Below are 18386 nucleotides of genomic sequence, written 5' to 3'. Positions count from 1 at the left end.
GCTGTGAATGCCCGATCCCCGGCCCCGAAAACAATTCCAAGCCTGCTTTGCTGTGCTAAAGTAGATGCAGGATTTTGGAGTGTGAGAAACGCAATGTCCATGATAGATCGCGGACTTGTCAGGAAACTGTCCTTGTTCGCCAAAATGAGTGATGGCGAACTCGACAAACTCGTTTCGTATGCAACTACAAAGCGTGTTCCTCCGGGAGAGGCGATTTTCGAACAGGGCGATGAAGCCGTTCTATTCTACCTCCTCCTGCATGGGCGATTGAAGGTCAATCAGGTAACGCCGGACGGGCAGCAGATCATTGTCCGCATGGTGCATCCGGGTGATCTTTTCGGATTTGCCAAAGCCCTGCAAAGAAGCGACTACCCCGGAACAGCGATCGCCGTCGCAGAAAGCATCGTGTTGGCCTGGCCGACTGAGCTTTGGGACTATTTTGTCGAGCAGAATCCCGGTCTGGCAATGAATGCCATCCAGACAATCGGCAAAAGGCTGGAAGAAGCCCATACGCGTATCCGTGAAATGTCGACGGAAGAAGTGGAACGGCGTGTCGCACACACGGTGCTGCGCCTTGCGCGTCAGGCCGGACGGAAAGAAGATGACGGCATCCGGATCGATTTTCCGATCACGAAACAGGATATTGCCGAAATGACCGGGACGACGCTGCATACAGTGTCACGCATTCTCACCGGCTGGGAGGCACTGGGGTTTGTACGCGGCGGTCGCCAGAAACTGACCGTTCTCAATATGTCGGGTGTGAGGCGACTTGCCGACGGCGAGCAATAAACTCAGTAAAAAGCCGGAATTTCCAAGCGGAAAACGCTCTGCACAAGACAATCAAAATACAATAAAAACAACTGGATAATCTGGTTTTCTTCCAAAGAGATTCGGATAGCGTCGTTTTGCTATCCGAAAACTTCCCGTTCTTCGGATTTCGCTGCCAGCAATGCCTCTATCATCAGCTTTTCCGACAGAATATGACGACGCACGCTCTCCATAAAGCCGCGCACCATGTATGAGATCGTGTCACGAGCGAGGCTGCAACGACCTTCTGCAATAGCCATCAATGTCTGCGACAACTCCTCGGCGGCCAGCCGGTCACAACGATGTTCGGCCTTCAATCGTTCGATGATGGCGGTGGCAAAATGGGAATGAGCCTGTCGGCTGAAATCGGGGAAAAGAACCTCTTCTTCCAGCGCATGGGTTTCACCCACTAGGCGGGGAATGAGCATGGCGATTCGCCGATACTCCTGCATTGAAGCGCCGGTTTCGAGGTCATCGGCGATTTCTTCCAACTGCAGGCATAGTTCCAGCAGGTCGTGATGGTGGGCCTCAAGGCGACTGATATCAGTGGCATGCAAGACTGGCGGCGTGTCCATCGCTCTTTTCCCAACCTACTGACCCAAGAAAAGAACGGCTGCAATCACGATGGATGCAGCAACGGCGGATAGCGTGCCCGCGCCCTGCAACGCTCCCATACGGTAGAGAACCAGCGAAAAGCCGATGATCGCCGGTGTCGCGACCATGAGTCCGATCTGTGCATCCGTCATTGAAATTTCCTTTGCTTTGTCGGGGATACAATGTCGCCGCCAGTGCATTTCTTCTTTGTCAAAACGCAAAGAAAGCCCGAACTGCGGGCGCTAGGCATGTGCCATGTCTGGAACCGAAGATTTGTCCATAGCTGCAATGAATTCAGGGGATCGCGCGGAAGACGATCTTCTGCTCTGGATTCTCGTTTGGAGCGAACTCGTTGCCTTCGCGATCCTGCTGATCGCGTTCATGGTGATGTCGATCGTCAATGTAGAAGGCGTCGCGCAATTACGTGCGCATCTGAGCCCCGGTCTCGCTGCAACCAACACCGTCGTGCTGCTGATGAGCGGCTGGCAGGCAGCAATAGCCGTGCGCAGGCGCAACGATATCAATCAGGCTCGCCGACCGCTTTTATATGCTGCCTTTTTCGGCCTCGTGTTTGTTGCGATCAAGCTCATCGAATATTCGCATGAAATCCAGTTTGCGAGCGATGAAAGCGCAGGCTCGTTCTTCGAGCTTTATTTTCTCCTGACAGGTTTTCACCTGATGCATGTGGCGTTCGGCTCTGTCGTGCTTGCTCTCGTCGCATGGCGACCGACACGCTCGAATATTCTGCTGATTACGACACTCTGGCACGCCATCGACCTTGTATGGCTGGTGATGTTCCCTGTTCTTTATCTCGCTTGAGGCCCGCAGTGTCTGATCGCAACCACTCTTCCCTGATCCGCACATTCATCATTCTGATTCTCCTCGCTCTAAGCGGTGCATTCATCGCAAGCACCAGCGCCGGAATGTTCGCAGCCATAATCATCGTGTTGATTCTCGCTTTTGCAAAAGGCTGGTTCGTCATCCTCGATTTTATGGAAATGCGCGGAACCAGCGGCACATTGAAGCCCGCTTTGCTGGCCTGGCCTGCCCTTCTGCTGGCGCTTGCCCTGACACGTTCCATCGTTGTTCGCGTTCTCCTTTGAACAACCGTGTTGGTGTTTGCCAAATCGCAAAGAAGCCTTTCCCCCGACCGATAGAACAGTCCTGTCCCGTGATGCTGGCGAGGGGATCGACCAGCCGCATTATTGACGGGGGGATTTGTTGCCGGGGCTTGTCCCCCGGCAGATGAAAGGACGAAGGGATGGCAGAACGCCTAACCAAGACCGGCGCACGAAACGTCTTCTATGGCGGGTCTATTTTCTTTTTCGCGATCTTCGTGGGGCTGACGGCGCACAGTCACTACTACATGAAAACAACTTCCACGGATGAATCCACGCTGACGGCCTCGGTCGCCCGCGGCAAGCACATCTGGGAGAAAAACTCCTGCATCAACTGCCACACGCTGCTTGGCGAAGGGGCCTATTTTGCACCCGAGCTTGGCAATGTCTGGAAGCGCTGGGGCGGCGAAGAAGACCCCGAAGGCGCACGCGAAACGATGAAAGCGTGGATGCAGGCACAACCTACCGGGATCGAAGGGCGTCGCCAGATGCCCCAGTTCAACCTGAGCGAACAGGAACTCAACGATCTGGCTGATTTCCTTGAATGGACCAGCCGCATCAAGACGCAGGACTGGCCGCCCAACGAGGCCGGCTGAGCGCGGGATGAACGGAGTTACACAATATGAAATATGAAAGCCAAAAGGTCGCGATGCTCTATTTTTATGGAGCGCTCGTGCTGTTCATCGCGCAGGTCGCATTCGGCGTTCTCGCTGGTACGATCTATGTTCTGCCCAATACGCTCTCCGAGCTGCTGCCCTTCAACATCGTTCGCATGATCCACACCAATGCGCTGGTCGTCTGGCTGCTGATGGGCTTCATGGGTTCGACTTATTATCTGCTGCCGGAAGAAACGGAAACCGAGCTTTACAGCACCAAACTCGCCGTCATCCAGTTCTGGCTGTTCTTCGTGGCGGCCGGTGTCGCCGTTGTCGGCTATCTGTTCCATATTCACGAGGGGCGTGAATTTCTCGAACAGCCATTCATCATCAAGGTCGGCATCGTTGTCGTCTGCCTGATCTTCCTGTTCAACATCACGCTGACGGCGCTCAAGGGCCGCAAGACCACGGTGACCAACATTCTTCTGTTCGGCCTGTGGGGCCTTGCCCTGTTCTTCCTGTTCGCCTTCTATAATCCGATCAATCTCGCGCTCGACAAGCTTTACTGGTGGTACGTCATCCATCTGTGGGTTGAAGGTGTGTGGGAACTCATCATGGCGTCGATCCTCGCCTTCCTGATGATAAAGCTGAACGGCATCGACCGCGAAGTCGTCGAAAAGTGGCTCTATGTCATCGTCGGTCTGGCGCTGTTTTCCGGCATTCTCGGAACAGGTCACCATTATTACTGGATCGGCGCACCGGGCTACTGGCAGTGGATCGGTTCGCTGTTCTCGACACTGGAAGTCGCTCCGTTCTTCACCATGGTGATCTTTACCTTCGTGATGACATGGAAAGCCGGTCGCAAACATCCAAACCGTGCGGCTCTTCTCTGGTCCATCGGTTGTTCGGTCATGGCCTTCTTCGGGGCGGGCGTATGGGGCTTCCTGCACACGCTGTCGTCGGTCAACTACTACACCCACGGCACGCAGCTTACCGCCGCCCACGGGCACCTCGCCTTCTTCGGCGCCTATGTCATGCTCAATCTCGCAGTCATGGCCTATGCGATCCCCGAACTGCGTGGACGGGCGCCGTATAACCAGATGCTCTCCATGGTGAGCTTCTGGGCCATGTGCACGGCCATGTCCGTGATGACCTTTGCGCTCACATTCGCAGGTGTTGTCCAGACCCATCTGCAACGTGTTCTGGGTGAGAGCTTCATGGTCGTGCAGGACCAGTTGGCGCTGTTCTACTGGATACGCCTCGGCTCCGGCGTCGTGGTGGTGATTTCGGCCTTCATGTTCATCTGGGCCGTCCTGGTTCCAGGCAAGGAACGCCGCGAAAACACCTCCGGCTTCGTTCAACCCGCTGAATGATCGACACCAGGCCCCGCCTCATGGCGGGGCTTCATTGCATGATACAAAGGAAAACGGCCATGAACCCCATTCTCAGAAATGTAGAAAATGCCGATGTCTCGATCCCACCATACAGCCCGTCCGGCAATGAATGCGCGCTCTTCGAAATGGCCTGGACGCGCAAGCTGCCATTGCTTCTCAAAGGACCGACCGGTTGCGGCAAGACGCGGTTTGTAAGCCATATGGCCGCAAAACTCGGCCTGCCGCTCTCGACAGTTTCCTGCCATGACGATCTGGCGGCTGCTGATCTGACCGGGCGCTACCTGCTGAAAGGCGGCGATACCATATGGGTCGATGGCCCCCTGACCCGCGCCGTACGCGAAGGCGGCATTTGCTATCTCGACGAGATCGTCGAGGCGCGCAAGGACGTGGCCGTGGTTCTGCATACGCTGACCGACGACCGCCGCCTTCTGCCATTGGAACGCACCGGCGAACTGCTCGAAGCGCCTGACGGCTTCATGCTCGTCGTATCTTATAATCCGGGTTACCAGAACCTGTTGAAATCCCTGAAGCCAAGCACGCGCCAGCGCTTCGTCGCCATCGAGTTCGACTTTCTGCCCAAGGAACAGGAAATCGCGGTGGTCAGCGATGAAAGCGGCCTTGCGGCTCCAAAGGTTGCGCCACTGGTGGCGCTGGCTCACCGGCTGCGCGGGCTGAAAGGCCACGATCTGGAGGAAGGCGTTTCAACCCGTCTGCTGGTCTACTGCGCCACGCTGATCGACGCAGGCATGTCGCAACGCGAAGCCGCACGCGCCGCGATGATCGAGCCGCTGACCGATGAGCCGGATGTCAAAGCCGCTTTGATTGAAGTTGCCGATGCAATGCTGAAATAGGCGGACGCACAATGCTGGACTTTCTGGAACTGGAAGAAACCGTTGGCCGGGCCTGGCATCGCCTGATCGGCAAGACCGGATCGTGGCCGCATTATCCCCAGCACGCCGTGCAGCTTGGCGATATTCGCCAGAAACTCGCCATCTGCTTTCGTGGTTTTGGTGGCGATGTTGCCGTACAGATTGCCCCGGCCCGTGCCCGAACTTCCGGGCACAGGCTGGGATTGCGGCAGCGCATGGCTTTGGGCGAAGAGAAGCTTAGCCAGCCGTTGCGGGACGAAGCGACATTGATGCTGCCGCCGGAGATCGCGCTTTTCCCCGATCGCACGCTCAATTACGATCTCTATGTCTGGCTTGCGGGTTATATGGCAGTCATGCCGACCGAAGTGAATGAGCTTCCCCGTGACCCTTTGCGCCGCAACCTTGCAGCCCTTGCACTGGCATCGGATACGGTTGCGAAGACTTGCCGGGTATTTCCCGGCCTTCAGAAACGTTATGCGCGCCTGTGCGAAGCGATGCTGGCTGTACGTCCCAAACGCTCGCTCTATGGTCTTGAACAGCAAGTGGAAGAGCGCATTCTGGCGCTTCTGAAACAGGGCGCAGGACTGCCGGATGACAGTCTCGCTACAATCTTCCCGCATTGCGCCCCCGCAGGCTATCTGCCCGCCCTGCCCGTCCCGCTTTGGCCGGAATTGATAAGGCGCGAGGAAACTGCACCGCGTGACAGCGACGACCAGCCGGTGCTCAACAGCAAGGCGGAAGGTGTCGAAACCGGGCGGCAGATTGCCAACCGCGAGAAGCAGGACCCGAAACTGGCCGACAGAAGCCCGTTCATTCTCAATCGCTTCGAGAAAATCCTTGCCATGGCAGAAATGGTGAGCGTCGACAGGCCAACGGACGATAGCGACGAGCAGAACGCAAAATCCGCCGATGAGCTTGATGATTTGACATTGGGCGAGCGCAAGGGCAGACCCGCCGCCCGTTTCCGTTTCGATCTCGACCTGCCGCCCGAAGCCGTCGACCGAACGGCTCTTACCGCCAAACTGACCTATCCGGAATGGGATTACCGGAAAGGTGTTTATCTTCCCGACCATTGCAGTGTTCTGGCAGGACCAGCACAGGGCCGTGAAGAAGCTATGGAATTGGATGACGAAGCGCAAAGCCTGGTGCGTCGGGTGCGCCGCCAGTTCGAGATACTGCGGCCGGGCCGCGAATTGATGCGGGCGCAGCTTGATGGCAACGATCTCGATCTTGATGCCGTGGTGCGTTCACGATGCGACTTTGCCGCCGGAGGACAGGGCAGCGACCATGTGCACCTGATGAGCCGGCCCAAGGCAAACGACCTTGCGGTCACCATTCTGGTCGATGTCTCCCTATCCACCGATGCATGGATCGACAATCGACGCGTGCTGGATGTGGAAAAGGAAGCGCTTCTGGTTCTTGCTAACGGCATCGCCGCCTGTGGCGACCGCTGCTCCATCCAGACATTCACCTCACGCCGCCGCTCATGGGTGCGGGTTGAAACCGTGAAGGACTTCGACGAAACCTTCGGTTCTGCCGTAGAACACCGGATTGCGGCGCTGAAGCCGGGCTTCTACACACGCATGGGAGCCGCCATTCGCCACTCAACGGCAAAGCTTGCCGAACAGCCGAACCGAAAGAAGCTTCTGCTGGTTCTGACAGACGGCAAGCCGAACGATGTCGATCACTATGAAGGCCGGTTCGCGCTTGAGGACAGCCGCAGGGCAGTCAGCGAAGCGCGCGCCACAGGCGTCAACGTCTTTGCCGTGACGGTCGACCGGGAGGCAAGCGCCTATCTTCCAGCACTTTTCGGCCGGAGAAACTATGCACTCGTCGCCAAGCTGTCGAAACTGCCCGTCGCTCTACCGGCAATCTATCGAATGATGACCGGGTGAATCGGGCGGGCTACCAAGCCTGTCCGACAAGAGTGCGAAGTGCATGGCAGCCGCTATTGTTTCTCGCGCAACCCGGAAACCGTTTCACACGTTTCGGGATGCGCTTCAGGCAGGTTGAGGTTGTCGCACCGACGAAAGATGGCGAACCACAACCGGCACCAGCAACACCAGTCCCAGAAGCGACGAATAAATCTCCGGGGCAACCAGCAAAACCGCGGCGACGATCATCAGGATATTTTCCCAGGCTTTCGTACGCACCAGTAAAAAGCCCGACAGTGCAGCACCCAGTGCTGTGATGCCGATGGCACAACCGAGGAATGCCACGAAGAAATCCGGCCAATTGAAGTCAGATGTGACCAACAGAAGCGACGGAGAGAATACGAAGACAAATGGCACAAGTACCTTGCCGAGACCGAGCCGGAAGGCCGTATTGCCGGTCTTGAACGGATCGGCGCCCGCCATACCCGCCGCCGCATAGGCCGCGAGCGCGACAGGCGGTGTGATATCCGCCAACACCCCGTAATAGAAGACGAAGAAGTGAGCTACGATCGGCTCAACCCCCAACAGCCCCAGCGCGGGCGCGGCAATCGTAGCCATGATGATGTAGTTGGCGGTCGTTGGAATGCCACAGCCCATCAGAATACAGACTATCCCCGTCATTATGAGCGTGAAAAGCAGCGTCAGTGTTTGCGGGCCAAACCATGCAGCGGGCAGAATGGTACCGAAATATGTCGCGAGCTGCCCTGCTGTCGAGGTCACGATATAGGAAATCTTGAAGCCGACGCCTGTGAGCGTCACCACGCCGACGATAATGCCGACAGTCGCCGCAGCAGCGCCCACGGCGAGCGCATATTTGGCGCCATCGCGCAGTCCGTCAAAAATCTCGCCTATCGACATGCGCTTGCGCGGATTGAGCAATCCCACTGCGATACAGAGCGTAATGCCCCAGAATGCAGCCAGATAAGGCGTATAGCCCGACAGCAGAACGCCGATCAGCACAATCAATGGAATGACAGTCGGCCAGTCACGCTTGAAAGCTTCCTTCAGGTCAGGCAGCTCTTCCTTCGTCATGCCGCGCAAACCATTGCGCTTGGCTTCGAAATGGACCTGCATCAGAACGCCGAAGAAATGCATGAAGGCTGGCACGATAGCCGCCAGAATAATGGTTGTGTAAGGCAGGTTCAGGAATTCGATCATCAGGAACGCGGCTGCCCCCATGATCGGCGGCGTGATCTGCCCGCCTGTTGATGATGCTGACTCCACGGCGGCGGCAAAGTGGCGCTTGTAACCAAGCCGGATCATCGCCGGAATGGTCAGCGAACCGACGGTCACCGTATTGGCGACCGACGAGCCTGAAATCATGCCGAACAATGCGGAGCCGAAAATGGAGACTTTTGCCGGACCGCCAGCAAAACGGCCTGCTACCCAAGCCGCGCAATCCAGAAATAGCTGACCGAGACCGATGCGGGTTGCAAAAACGCCAAACAGCACGAAATGGAAAACATACGTTGCCACCACACCAAGAGCGATACCGTAGATGCCCTGTGTCGTCAGATAAAGATGATCGACAAGCTGGCTGACGGTCGCGCCGGGATGGACGAGAATGCCCGGCATATGCTGCCCGAAAATGGCGTAGAGCATGAACAGGATTGATATGATCGGCAGTGGCCAGCCGACCGACCGTCGCGTCGCTTCCAGCAGAACCAGAATGAGAAGACCGCCGAGGACAACATCTGTCGTCGTCGGATTACCAACGCGAAAGGCAAGATCATCGAGCGGTATCATTGGAACGTGGGCGACGGACACGACCGCTATGATCGCCAGCGCCCAGTCGATGACGGAAATGCCAAGCGGCCTCAACCATGACGATGTGGTGGGCTGATCGTAACCCTTGCGGGAGAACGGGAAAACAAGAAAGACCAGACCGAGCACGAAGGAAAGGTGAATGCCGCGATGCACCATTTCCGAGAGAAGGCCAAAGCCCGCCGTGTAATAGTGGAAGATGGAAAGTATGATCAGCAGCGCGCCGACAATGCGTGCCGCGAGCGGTCCTAGTGGGCGAAAGCGAATCTCGGAGTCGAACTTTTCCTCAAGCTCGCGCGCTTTGGCTTCGTCCAGTTCCATGGGCGAAGTTTTCGCCTCTTGCTCGCTCACCATAGGGCCCTCTCCACTCAGAGCGCAAGCTGATCCATTTGAATCAAATAATCGCTCTAACCATTTGTTTTAACAAAATTATACACCTGAAAGATGCTTTATTCGGACTGGAAGCAAATGCACGGAGTTCTGCTGAAGCCCCGTGCATTTTTCATCAGAACCGGAATGGACAACCTATTTCAGAACGCCAGCTTCCTTGTAGAAGCGTTCTGCACCGGGATGCAGCGGAATGCCGAGACTGGTCGTCGCCGTATCAAGCTTGATGAGCTTGCCTTTTGCGTGCCCGGCATCAAGTGCCTTTCTGCTGTCCTCGTTAAACAGGGTCTTGGTGATGTTGTAGACGAGTTCATCCGGCTGCTTGGCGTTCGTAACCCACTGTGCTGCAACCGCCAGCGTTTCGGTTTCGCCTACGTCCTTATAGGTGTCGGCTGGCACGGCATCCTTCGAGAAGAACGAATATTTTTCGAGAATCTTCTGCGCTTCAGGACCGGAAATCGGAACCAGCGAAATGCCGTTCGATGTGGCCAGCTCCGAGATCGCGCCGGTCGGATATCCGCCAACGAAGAAATAGGCGTCGAGTGCGCCATCCTTCAGACGTTCTCCCGCAGGACCCGGCTTCAGATGTTCGGCCTTGATGTCACTTTCGCTCAATCCGTATGCTTCCAACACGATGCGGGCATCAACGATCGTACCCGATCCCGGCTCATCGATGGAAACGCGCTTTCCCTTGAGGTCGGCAACGGATTTGATATCAGCCCCTTTACGAGCGACCAGATGAATGGTTTCAGGATAAAGGGTGGCAATCAGGCGCAGATCCTCGACCTTGCCCTTGCCGTCATAAAGACCGGTGCCGGTATGCGCCCAGTAAGCCACGTCCGACTGGGTGAAGCCAGATTCGAGCGATCCTGACTGGATAGCGTTGATATTAGCCACCGAACCGTTCGACGAAACCGCCGTAGCCACCAGACCGGGAACGCCCTTATCCCCTGCTCCGGAAATCGCGTTGGCGATCAACCCGCCAATCGGGTAATAGGTGCCCGCTGTCCCTCCGGTGCCGATGCGAAAGAAGGCCGGAGCCTGCGCAAAGGCAATACTGGCCCCTACGGCAACGATGCCTGCAAATGCAGCAACCACACCACGCCGGGTAAACTTTCCCATTGTCATATCTGCTCTCCGTTCCCTGATTGATTTTGTTCAAATTGTGTTGCCGAGCATGGAAAGCCGGGCGCGGCTTGTCAAGCATTCCTTCCAACTCTGTGTATACCCTCTGAAACGATCTATAATGTAGATAAAAAATGCAGATTACTTTAGGCTCAATTCCGAGTATCTATTGTAATATTTAATTCAGATAAGATGTTACAGGAAAATTATTTCATATTAAAACCAACGAAATAGAAATGATAATTGACACGATTAAATAAATTGCAATCCTATTCAACAATCGAATGATAACTTCACAAAGCGACTTGAAACTGCGGAATTTGTCGCTATCTTGGCCTTATGGCGTGTGCTGCGTGCGCCCAGGGACTACCCTGAATACGGAGACTGTTTTTAACTGTTTCTGTCAGGGAGCTGCCATGGCTGGTCGCATTCACAATACTATTCGCAATTTTCTTGATAGCGAGTCTTCAGGCGGCTTGCTGCTTATAGCTTCAGCTATAGCAGCATTGCTCGTAGCCAACTCGCAGCTTTCCGAAGCCTATTTCGGCGCTCTTCATGCCTATCTTGGACCACTTTCTGTCCAGCATTGGGTCAATGATGCGCTGATGGCGATATTCTTCCTGATGGTCGGACTGGAGATCAAGCGCGAGATGGTTGATGGCCATCTCTCGTCCTGGCCCCGCCGCATCCTGCCGGGCGTAGCTGCTGCGGCGGGTATGGCAGTACCGGCTCTGGTTTATCTTTCCTTCAACCTCAATAGCGGCGCTTCCCACGGCTGGGCTATCCCGGCTGCAACCGATATCGCATTTGCGCTTGGCGTCATTTCGCTGCTGGGGCCAAGAGTTCCCACCTCTCTGAAAGTGTTTCTCGCTGCCCTTGCCATCATTGACGACCTCGGCGCGGTGATCGTTATCGGCCTGTTTTATACAACCGGTGTTTCCCTGATGAATCTGGGACTGGCTGCGGCAGTCGTCGCCGCCCTGATCGCATTGAACCTCAGCGGCGTGAAGCGCCTGACGCCTTATCTGCTGCTCGGTCTTGCACTGTGGTTCTTCACCTATCGCTCCGGCGTTCACGCCACCATTGCAGGCGTTTTGCTTGCGCTGACCATTCCGATCAAGCGCACCCCCGCAAAGCCTGAAGCGACCGTCTCCGAAAGCCCGCTGCATCTGCTCGAGCACAGCCTTATCAAGCCGGTTTCGTTCGTCATCGTACCCATATTCGGCTTCGCCAATGCGGGTGTCAGCTTTTCCGGCCTTGGCATGGAAGCACTCTTCGCGCCAGTGACCTTGGGCGTAGCTGCCGGTCTGGCCATCGGCAAGCTCGTCGGTATTTTCGGCGCGGTGCTGCTTTTGGTGAAAAGTGGAATCGTTGATCTGCCTGCCGGGGCAAGCTGGCCGCAAATGCTCGGAACGACGCTTCTATGCGGCATCGGCTTCACTATGAGCCTGTTCATCTCTCTTCTGGCTTTCGATGACGTGCTGCTCCAGAACGAAGCGAAGATCGGGATATTGATTGGCTCGCTCATTGCCGGACTGGCCGGCTTCACCGTTCTGCGTTTCGCAAAACGCGCCGATGGGCGAAACTTCAGCCAGTAAACTGGATAGAAATAATGCCCGGATTCTCTGCATCCGGGCATTATATCGTCAATCAAAGTAACTTTGCGGCGCGGGCTATCCGCGTTGCGCGTTGTGCGTTTCGTTGGACGGCTTCCAGATCCTGTAGCGGATTTCGAGGCCATCTTTCGCATAGATGACGATTGGAAGCCGGCTGTTGTAGCGCAGCATGAAATTTTCGCCGCGAACCGGAACGAAATCAGTCCGCTTGCTGTCCTCCGGACAAGCCATCAGCGTGCCTGACATGCGATCGCTTGCTGTCAAAGTGAAATAGTCAAATCCCCACCCCTCGACGGTGCCAGGGGTCAAACTTCCGCCGAACCAGCTGATATTGCAGTCCACCGTTGCGTTGCGTCCTGCGATAATCTCGACTTTGGCATCCTGTTCCTTCTCAAGCGGGGGAAGATGGATGACATAACGGTAGGAACCGGATGGGGCTGCCGGAAAAGCTTCGAGATTCCTTTCAGATTCGGTCTTATCCTGAGCGCTCGCGCCGTGTGGGACGCCGAAACTGGCGGCGACCAGCGCTATCTGTAAGAGCCTGTTCCAAAAAGGGTTGAGCGATTTCAGCAGGTTATGATTCAATCGGATTTCTGACATACGATGGAGATCACGATGGCCTGGACTGAAACCGCTCGCCGACAGTATGAGCGTCGCAATTCGCGTTATGCAAGCGATTTAACGGATGCGGAATGGTCTGTGCTCGAACCGCTGATGCCTTTGCCACGACATCTCGGTCGCCCTCGAAAGACAAACCTGCGAGAAGTGGTGAACGCGCTTCTTTATATAGCTTCTTCGGGTGGTGCGTGGCGGCTTTTGCCTACTGAATTCCCACCATTCTCCACGGTGCAGAAATATTTCTACCGCTGGAGAGATGATGGCATGCTGCGGACCATCAACAACACACTTGTGATGATTGCGCGTGAACAGGCCGACAAGCAGCCCAGCCCCACGGCTGGTGTGATCGATAGCCAGTCGGTGAAAACCACGGAAAGCGGCGGAATACGAGGTTTTGATGCGGGGAAGAAGATCAACGGTCGCAAACGTCATATTGTGGTTGATACTCTCGGCCTGATGGTTGGTCTCGTGATCCATTCTGCGGGCATTCAGGACAGAGACGGCGCGCCAGATGTCTTGAAAACCATTCTCAAACCTTGGCCGTGGTTGCGGCATATCTTTGCTGACGGCGGATACGCAGGACCAAAGCTCAAAGGCAGGCTGGAAAAGGTCGGGAAGTTTACACTGGAAATCGTCAAGCGGTCTGATCGCGCTGAAGGTTTCCAACTACTCCCGCGTCGATGGGTTGTCGAACGCACATTTGCATGGCTGGGACGGTGTCGCAGACTGACCAAGGACTTCGAGAAAACCATCAAACGCACGATGCGGAGACAAATTGTGCGACTGTTAGCGGATGGACCAGTAATTCCCGATAATCTCTGCGCAGTAGGAACATGCAGTGATGTATAATGGCCTTTCTTAGGGAGCTAAGGGGCATTTGAAACCGTCAGATAGGTCAACTGCTTTCGCCGCAGTCCTTTTTGTTCGGCATCTGCGGCGGCGGGCCATAAACGCAGCCATGACCGAACCGCCCATCCAGGCGGGCGGTATGCTACGAGCCGAAAACTAGTCTTTCGCCTGAGCGTTTCTGCGCAATGACGGACATCTCCGCTTGGCCGAGAATGGTCGCCTTGATCTGATTCTCATCCATCAAACTGAATGCGGTTGCCCAGGCGTCCGCTCTCGCTGCATCGCGTGCCACAACAGTCAACCAACCATAAAGTGCTGCTGAAAATCCGGTCTTTGGGTTGAGCAAATGGTTGAAGCGTCCGGATTCTTCGAATTGAAACCCGCTGAAGCTGGACGTCGCGAGCGCCTGGTCGCGGATATCGACATGTTCTTCGGTTCTAGCTCCGGCTTCGAGATCGGCGATGCCAATGCGCCATGCCGTGCCGTCCGGCCCCGAGCCAAGCGCGCGATACTCCCCCATATCGACCAGCGCATGTTTGACCCCTTCCCTTTGCAACAAAGCCGTCACACGGTCGGTGACGTAGCCCTGAACAATACCGTTCAGGGTCAGAGCCATTGACGGCTTGGAGAAGGCAATCCGGTTCTCATCAAAGAGAACGTGACCGAACCCGACCTTTGCCAGCGCTTCATCCCAAAGCTGTCGCGATGGTCCGTCAGCAGACGGATGTTCTTGTGAAAAATGCTTCTTCAGACAGTTCCAAAGGGGCTGTACCGTCGGATCGAAAAGGCCATCGCTGGCCTGCCAGCATTCATGACAGATACGCAAGACCTCAATCAGATCGGGCGAAGGCGATGCCAGCGCCCCATTGCGATTAAGTTTGGTGAGTTCTGAATCTGTACGATATAGGCTGAAGATGTTCTCCAGCCTTTCCGCCTCTTGAGCAGTTGCACGTAGCAGGCGTTCGGCGGTCGAACGATCAGGATGATAGAGTATGATCTTGGCAGGCGCTCCCATCGCCTGGCCGCGCCAGACGATGGGCTCGGGAAGCTCAAGTGAAGCTGCACTTTTTGGAATAGCGTAGAGCATTACTCCAGCCGCACCGCCAGCAAGTACCAGGCGGCGACTGACACGCCGTCCCCTTTCAATGCGCATGGCTTTCGGCTCCAAGATCGGTGGTCTGTACAGACTGTCCACCGAGAACGTAACTCTCCGGCATTTCGGTGAAAGTGCTGATACGCCCACCCTTTTCCGCGATGAACTTCTCTGCTGCTTCCCGTGTTGAAAACGGCACGGCCTCCTGTGCCCCCATTCCACCCACAGCAGCGCTTTCAATCACGAAAAATGCCTTATGTGCATCGACCCAGTTTTCCGCTCCCGGCTCCTCCCAGCTTGGCGCTTTCGCCATGTCCGAAACGTAGATTGCTGCAATCCCCTTCGGCTCTTCGGGCAGCATTGTAAAGGCGAGTGTGTCGCGGGCGGAGGAGAACCATACCGCCTCATTTGCTGGTTCGAGAATGATCTGGCCCTTGGGGCCAGGATGTTCCAGAACATTCATCCCGCAATAGCGGCCCATAGCGCTTTCTGTCAGGGCGAAAGGAGCAATGACGGCATCTTTCTTTTCATCTGGAGAACATCCGGCAAGCAAAACAAGAAACAGAGGGGCCAGAAACAAAGCGCGTTTCATAATTCTTTCCTCGAGAAAACCAACATGGAAAGGGACAACGGCAGCATGACCCAAAGACCGAGCGCCAGTGTCAGTGCCGGAGCCGAGAGCGTAGCGTTACCGGCTATACCACCCATGCCGGTCAGAGATCCGGCCTGTCCGAGACCGAAATTGAGAAGCCGGTAGGAATCGGCTGGATTGAGAAGAAGCAGACTGTTGAGTATGCCACCGCCAACAATACGGCCCTGATCGAAAACCAGCAGAGCAAGAAGTGCTGCGTCATAGATCAGCACGAAAAACAGCCAGACGCCGATGGCGATACCTGCTGCCGTGCTCCGCTCCCGCACCAGCGTACTTGCGAGAAAGCCGATGGCGATGAACACCGCTCCCAGCAGGACCGACGAGACGATGAGTTTCAATAACGAGAGCCAGCTCCCCGCATCCACGCCAGATCCGGTCACGATCAGCGCTACAGCCGCCACGCCGTAACCAAACAATGTCGCGAAAGCGAGAATGGCAAGCTGGCCGATGAACTTGCCCAGAACCAGCTGAATCCGGCTTATCGGATAGCTTAGAAGCAGCAACATCGTGCCGCGTTCCATCTCACCGACGATTGCATCATGCGAAATGAGAAGAGCAATGAGAGGAATGAGGAAGATGGTCAGGCTGGAGAGGCTAACGATCACCACGTCCAACCTGCTTGCTGCAACAGAACTGCCAGTGGGTGCGCTACCGAGAAAAGTCATGCTCAGAGCCAATGCTGCAAGCAGTAACGTGGTCGCCAGAACCCAGCGATTGCGCAGGCCTTCCTGTATTTCCTTGGAAGCAATAATGAGAATATTGTTCATTCCGCTGCCTCCGCGCGAGCCGCTTCTCCGGCATTGAGAAAATGGGCGTACAGTTCGTCCAGCGTCGGCGGAACAAGATCGAGTTCCGTCAGATTGTCATTCATGGCCACGATTTCGCGAACAAGCGCCATCTTGCCTTCCGTCGGAGCTTCTGTTTCGAAGATATCCGGGCCGAGACGATGCCAGCGCAATGCTGCATTGGCGGTTGTCGAAGGCAACCGGGAGACGTCCGGCGTCTGCACGCGTATGCGAAGCGGCAGTTGTGAAATCCGGCGCAACGTATCGATGGAGCCATCGGCAATGATCTTGCCCTTGTTCGCGATGATGACGCGCCCGACCTTGGTTTCCAGTTCGGTCAATGCATGGGACGACATGAGGATTGTCGTACCTTTGCTCCGCAGTTCTTCGAGAACTTCATAGAAGCTCTGGCGCAAGGCGGGATCGAGACCAGTTGTCGGTTCGTCTAGCAGCAGAACGGATGGTTGCCCAAGCAATGCCTGAGCAAGCCCCAGTCGCTGGCGCATCCCTTTCGAATAGGTGCCAACCCGCCTGTTCGCAGCATGGGCGAGACCAACGCGCTCGAGCAGCTCAATATTTTGAGCAACCGGCATTCTCTTGAGCCGCGCATAGAAGCCAAGCGTTTCCGCGCCCGTCAGCGCCAGATTGAAAGAGACGTGCTCAGGCAGATAACCAAGGCGCAATCTGGCGGCAAAAGCACCCGTCGCCGGGTCCTCACCCAGCACACGAACCGCACCCTTGGTTGGACGGATCAGCCCAAGCATGAGCTTTATCATCGTGGTCTTACCTGCTCCATTATGGCCGACCAGCGCGATGCTTTCTCCAGCGTGAAGGCTGAAACTCGCATCGCTTATAGCGTTGAACCCGCCATAGGACTTCGTGACCTGATCAAGAATGACAGTCTCAGTCATTTGGTTTTCCTTTCGCCGGATCGGCCGGATGCGGCGGCTTCATTAGGGGATGGCTATCGACAACACCGCCCGGCAGAAGCGCCGGGAACTGGGTCTGCGCCCAGCGGATAGTCTCGATTGCCGGACTATTGATGAGAATTTTTGCCTGTGGCGCAGTCCACAAAACCTTGTCGATCAGATCATTGGGTCGGTAAGGGCTGTCAGCGATACCATCGCCATTGAGATCGAAGGCCGGATTGTCGCTCCAGTAATTGCCACGCCCATTGACCGACCAGTCAAGGTTGCGCGTGCCAACATATTTCACCTGATTGCGGTTATTGATGAAGGCATTGCCGCTCATGGCATTGCCCTCTGAACCGGCGGTAAAGTGAATGCCTATGCTGCAGTTCTCGAAACTGTTCTCGGTGAACTTGTTCTTGTTGGCATTGTAAATGAACACGCATTTTTCCGGGCCGAGCCGCGAGGTCTCGCCCACCAGCGTCTCCGTCTTGTCTTCCGCCGGAAGGCCATGTTCAGCTTTTTGAACACCGGCATCAAGCCAGCGGTCTATCGATTGCATTCGCCCGATCACGCGATTGCCGGAAATGACCGAGCTGTTTGCATAATTGAGCAACAAGCCGTGATCCCGATCACCGTCAGACAGGTTATCCATCACCTTGAGGCGATTGGTGTACATGATCGCGAAACCGACAGAATTGTTGCGCGAAACATTGCCGACGACCTGGCTGTCGTCCGTGTACATGTAATGGACGGCGAACCTGACATCCTCCATCACATTGTCGCGGAAGACGTTTTTGCGGCTGGCATTGGTATAGATGCCGTCGCGCCCGTAGCGAATGACGTTGCCGATAACCTGTGCACCGGGGGCATTCCATATGGAAACGCCACTGCCGGTTTGCGCCATGCGCACGCCTCGACGGCCAATGATCTCATTGCCACTTGCGATGGAATTTGCAGCGCCGTGCAAATAAATCCCGTAGAGATTATCGATAAGGCGATTGTTCTCGACGCGTGCGCCCGTGGCGGTTTTTGCCACGAAAATCCCGGAATTGAGGTCGGGCATATTATCGCCCGAGCCGCGCACTTCCAGCCCGCGCACGATAGCGTCTGGTGCGCTGACCGTTATGGCATTGCCCGAGCCAAGTCCGTCTACAACGGCGCCCGGTTCGCCAGTCAGTTCAATGGCGCGGTCGATCATAACCGCGCCATTGTGCTTGCCTTTCAGAAGCCGGACGACATCGCCCGGCTCCGCTTTGTCGATAGCCGCCTGTACG

19 protein-coding genes are annotated in these 18386 nt (G+C 55.9%); 9 read left to right on the top strand and 10 right to left on the bottom strand.

Features of this window, described 5'->3' with window-relative positions:
* The first annotated feature begins 93 nt into the window (after positions 1 to 93).
* Positions 94 to 789, top strand: coding sequence for a Crp/Fnr family transcriptional regulator (locus HWX93_RS17090; RefSeq protein ID WP_176038062.1), 696 nt, complete (start codon positions 94 to 96; stop codon positions 787 to 789).
* 119 nt (positions 790 to 908) lie between these two features.
* Here the strand turns inward: HWX93_RS17090 and HWX93_RS17085 are convergent, their stop codons facing one another.
* The gene (locus HWX93_RS17085) at positions 909 to 1382 is read right to left on the bottom strand and encodes a hemerythrin domain-containing protein (protein ID WP_151554688.1); all 474 of its coding nucleotides are present in this window, start codon (positions 1380 to 1382) and stop codon (positions 909 to 911) included.
* A 15-nt stretch (positions 1383 to 1397) separates the two neighbouring features.
* A complete protein-coding gene (locus tag HWX93_RS17080; protein ID WP_010660610.1) occupies positions 1398 to 1553 on the bottom strand; it encodes a hypothetical protein in 156 nt (51 codons plus the stop codon).
* 103 nt (positions 1554 to 1656) lie between these two features.
* On the opposite strand from HWX93_RS17080, the gene HWX93_RS17075 reads away from it, so the two are divergent.
* The 6 genes from HWX93_RS17075 (at position 1657) to HWX93_RS17050 (ending at position 7273) form a co-directional block, all read left to right on the top strand.
* A complete protein-coding gene (locus HWX93_RS17075; RefSeq protein WP_176038061.1) occupies positions 1657 to 2220 on the top strand; it encodes a cytochrome c oxidase subunit 3 family protein in 564 nt (187 codons plus the stop codon).
* 8 nt (positions 2221 to 2228) lie between these two features.
* Positions 2229 to 2504 (top strand): cytochrome C oxidase subunit IV family protein, encoded by a 276-nt coding sequence (locus tag HWX93_RS17070; protein WP_176038060.1) that lies wholly within the window; start codon positions 2229 to 2231, stop codon positions 2502 to 2504.
* Positions 2505 to 2662: 158 nt separating this feature from the next.
* On the top strand, positions 2663 to 3115 hold the full coding sequence (locus tag HWX93_RS17065; RefSeq protein WP_006466562.1) for a c-type cytochrome: 453 nt from the start codon (positions 2663 to 2665) through the stop codon (positions 3113 to 3115).
* A 26-nt stretch (positions 3116 to 3141) separates the two neighbouring features.
* Entirely contained in the window at positions 3142 to 4488 is a 1347-nt protein-coding gene (locus HWX93_RS17060) for a nitric-oxide reductase large subunit (RefSeq protein ID WP_010660606.1), read from the top strand.
* Positions 4489 to 4547: 59 nt separating this feature from the next.
* Positions 4548 to 5360, top strand: a complete 813-nt coding sequence (locus HWX93_RS17055) for a CbbQ/NirQ/NorQ/GpvN family protein (protein WP_176038059.1) — start codon at positions 4548 to 4550, stop codon at positions 5358 to 5360.
* Between the two features lie 11 nt (positions 5361 to 5371).
* Positions 5372 to 7273 (top strand): nitric oxide reductase activation protein NorD, encoded by a 1902-nt coding sequence (locus tag HWX93_RS17050; protein WP_151651459.1) that lies wholly within the window; start codon positions 5372 to 5374, stop codon positions 7271 to 7273.
* A 105-nt stretch (positions 7274 to 7378) separates the two neighbouring features.
* Here HWX93_RS17050 and HWX93_RS17045 read toward each other — a convergent pair whose 3' ends face one another.
* Both HWX93_RS17045 and HWX93_RS17040 read right to left on the bottom strand, forming a co-directional pair.
* On the bottom strand, positions 7379 to 9430 hold the full coding sequence (locus HWX93_RS17045) for a TRAP transporter permease (protein ID WP_151677796.1): 2052 nt from the start codon (positions 9428 to 9430) through the stop codon (positions 7379 to 7381).
* 171 nt (positions 9431 to 9601) lie between these two features.
* Positions 9602 to 10591, bottom strand: a complete 990-nt coding sequence (locus tag HWX93_RS17040; RefSeq protein ID WP_061345471.1) for a TAXI family TRAP transporter solute-binding subunit — start codon at positions 10589 to 10591, stop codon at positions 9602 to 9604.
* Between the two features lie 413 nt (positions 10592 to 11004).
* Here HWX93_RS17040 and nhaA point away from each other — a divergent pair, with 413 nt between their 5' ends.
* Complete coding sequence (gene nhaA, locus HWX93_RS17035; protein ID WP_176038058.1) at positions 11005 to 12186, top strand: Na+/H+ antiporter NhaA; 1182 nt, start codon at positions 11005 to 11007, stop codon at positions 12184 to 12186.
* A gap of 75 nt (positions 12187 to 12261) precedes the next feature.
* Here the strand turns inward: nhaA and eco are convergent, their stop codons facing one another.
* Positions 12262 to 12789 carry a serine protease inhibitor ecotin gene (eco, locus tag HWX93_RS17030; RefSeq protein ID WP_235969129.1) on the bottom strand — a complete coding sequence of 176 codons (528 nt, stop codon included), beginning with the start codon at positions 12787 to 12789 and terminating at the stop codon, positions 12262 to 12264.
* A gap of 18 nt (positions 12790 to 12807) precedes the next feature.
* Between eco and HWX93_RS17025 the strand changes: the two genes are divergently transcribed.
* A complete protein-coding gene (locus HWX93_RS17025) occupies positions 12808 to 13671 on the top strand; it encodes an IS5 family transposase (protein WP_328700185.1) in 864 nt (287 codons plus the stop codon).
* A gap of 142 nt (positions 13672 to 13813) precedes the next feature.
* Here the strand turns inward: HWX93_RS17025 and HWX93_RS17020 are convergent, their stop codons facing one another.
* The 5 genes from HWX93_RS17020 to HWX93_RS17000 all read right to left on the bottom strand — a co-directional run.
* Positions 13814 to 14824, bottom strand: a complete 1011-nt coding sequence (locus HWX93_RS17020) for an FAD:protein FMN transferase (RefSeq protein WP_176038057.1) — start codon at positions 14822 to 14824, stop codon at positions 13814 to 13816.
* A complete protein-coding gene (locus tag HWX93_RS17015) occupies positions 14814 to 15356 on the bottom strand; it encodes a nitrous oxide reductase accessory protein NosL (protein ID WP_176038056.1) in 543 nt (180 codons plus the stop codon). Before HWX93_RS17015 ends, HWX93_RS17020 begins: the two co-directional genes overlap by 11 nt.
* The gene (locus HWX93_RS17010) at positions 15353 to 16183 is read right to left on the bottom strand and encodes an ABC transporter permease (RefSeq protein ID WP_176038055.1); all 831 of its coding nucleotides are present in this window, start codon (positions 16181 to 16183) and stop codon (positions 15353 to 15355) included. Before HWX93_RS17010 ends, HWX93_RS17015 begins: the two co-directional genes overlap by 4 nt.
* A complete protein-coding gene (locus HWX93_RS17005) occupies positions 16180 to 17112 on the bottom strand; it encodes an ABC transporter ATP-binding protein (RefSeq protein ID WP_176038054.1) in 933 nt (310 codons plus the stop codon). The genes HWX93_RS17010 and HWX93_RS17005 overlap by 4 nt, the downstream gene beginning before the upstream one ends.
* Positions 17105 to 18386: nitrous oxide reductase family maturation protein NosD (locus HWX93_RS17000; RefSeq protein ID WP_176038053.1), on the bottom strand; the 1282-nt coding region annotated here is incomplete at its 5' end. The genes HWX93_RS17000 and HWX93_RS17005, both read right to left, overlap by 8 nt.

Source organism: Brucella tritici, from assembly GCF_902825325.1.
In the GTDB taxonomy this organism is placed as follows: Bacteria; Pseudomonadota; Alphaproteobacteria; order Rhizobiales; family Rhizobiaceae; genus Brucella.
The sequence above is the reverse complement of the archived record's forward strand: the minus strand, read 5'-3'. Positions and strand labels throughout refer to the sequence as shown.

Coding starts and splice junctions, on each gene's coding strand:
- HWX93_RS17090 (WP_176038062.1), top strand. CDS start 94: ATGTCCATGATAGATCGCGGACTTGTCAGGAAACTGTCCTTGTTCGCC.
- HWX93_RS17085 (WP_151554688.1), bottom strand. CDS start 1,382: ATGGACACGCCGCCAGTCTTGCATGCCACTGATATCAGTCGCCTTGAG.
- HWX93_RS17080 (WP_010660610.1), bottom strand. CDS start 1,553: ATGACGGATGCACAGATCGGACTCATGGTCGCGACACCGGCGATCATC.
- HWX93_RS17075 (WP_176038061.1), top strand. CDS start 1,657: ATGTCTGGAACCGAAGATTTGTCCATAGCTGCAATGAATTCAGGGGAT.
- HWX93_RS17065 (WP_006466562.1), top strand. CDS start 2,663: ATGGCAGAACGCCTAACCAAGACCGGCGCACGAAACGTCTTCTATGGC.
- HWX93_RS17060 (WP_010660606.1), top strand. CDS start 3,142: ATGAAATATGAAAGCCAAAAGGTCGCGATGCTCTATTTTTATGGAGCG.
- HWX93_RS17055 (WP_176038059.1), top strand. CDS start 4,548: ATGAACCCCATTCTCAGAAATGTAGAAAATGCCGATGTCTCGATCCCA.
- HWX93_RS17050 (WP_151651459.1), top strand. CDS start 5,372: ATGCTGGACTTTCTGGAACTGGAAGAAACCGTTGGCCGGGCCTGGCAT.
- HWX93_RS17045 (WP_151677796.1), bottom strand. CDS start 9,430: ATGGTGAGCGAGCAAGAGGCGAAAACTTCGCCCATGGAACTGGACGAA.
- HWX93_RS17040 (WP_061345471.1), bottom strand. CDS start 10,591: ATGACAATGGGAAAGTTTACCCGGCGTGGTGTGGTTGCTGCATTTGCA.
- nhaA (WP_176038058.1), top strand. CDS start 11,005: ATGGCTGGTCGCATTCACAATACTATTCGCAATTTTCTTGATAGCGAG.
- HWX93_RS17025 (WP_328700185.1), top strand. CDS start 12,808: ATGGAGATCACGATGGCCTGGACTGAAACCGCTCGCCGACAGTATGAG.
- HWX93_RS17020 (WP_176038057.1), bottom strand. CDS start 14,824: ATGCGCATTGAAAGGGGACGGCGTGTCAGTCGCCGCCTGGTACTTGCT.
- HWX93_RS17015 (WP_176038056.1), bottom strand. CDS start 15,356: ATGAAACGCGCTTTGTTTCTGGCCCCTCTGTTTCTTGTTTTGCTTGCC.
- HWX93_RS17010 (WP_176038055.1), bottom strand. CDS start 16,183: ATGAACAATATTCTCATTATTGCTTCCAAGGAAATACAGGAAGGCCTG.
- HWX93_RS17005 (WP_176038054.1), bottom strand. CDS start 17,112: ATGACTGAGACTGTCATTCTTGATCAGGTCACGAAGTCCTATGGCGGG.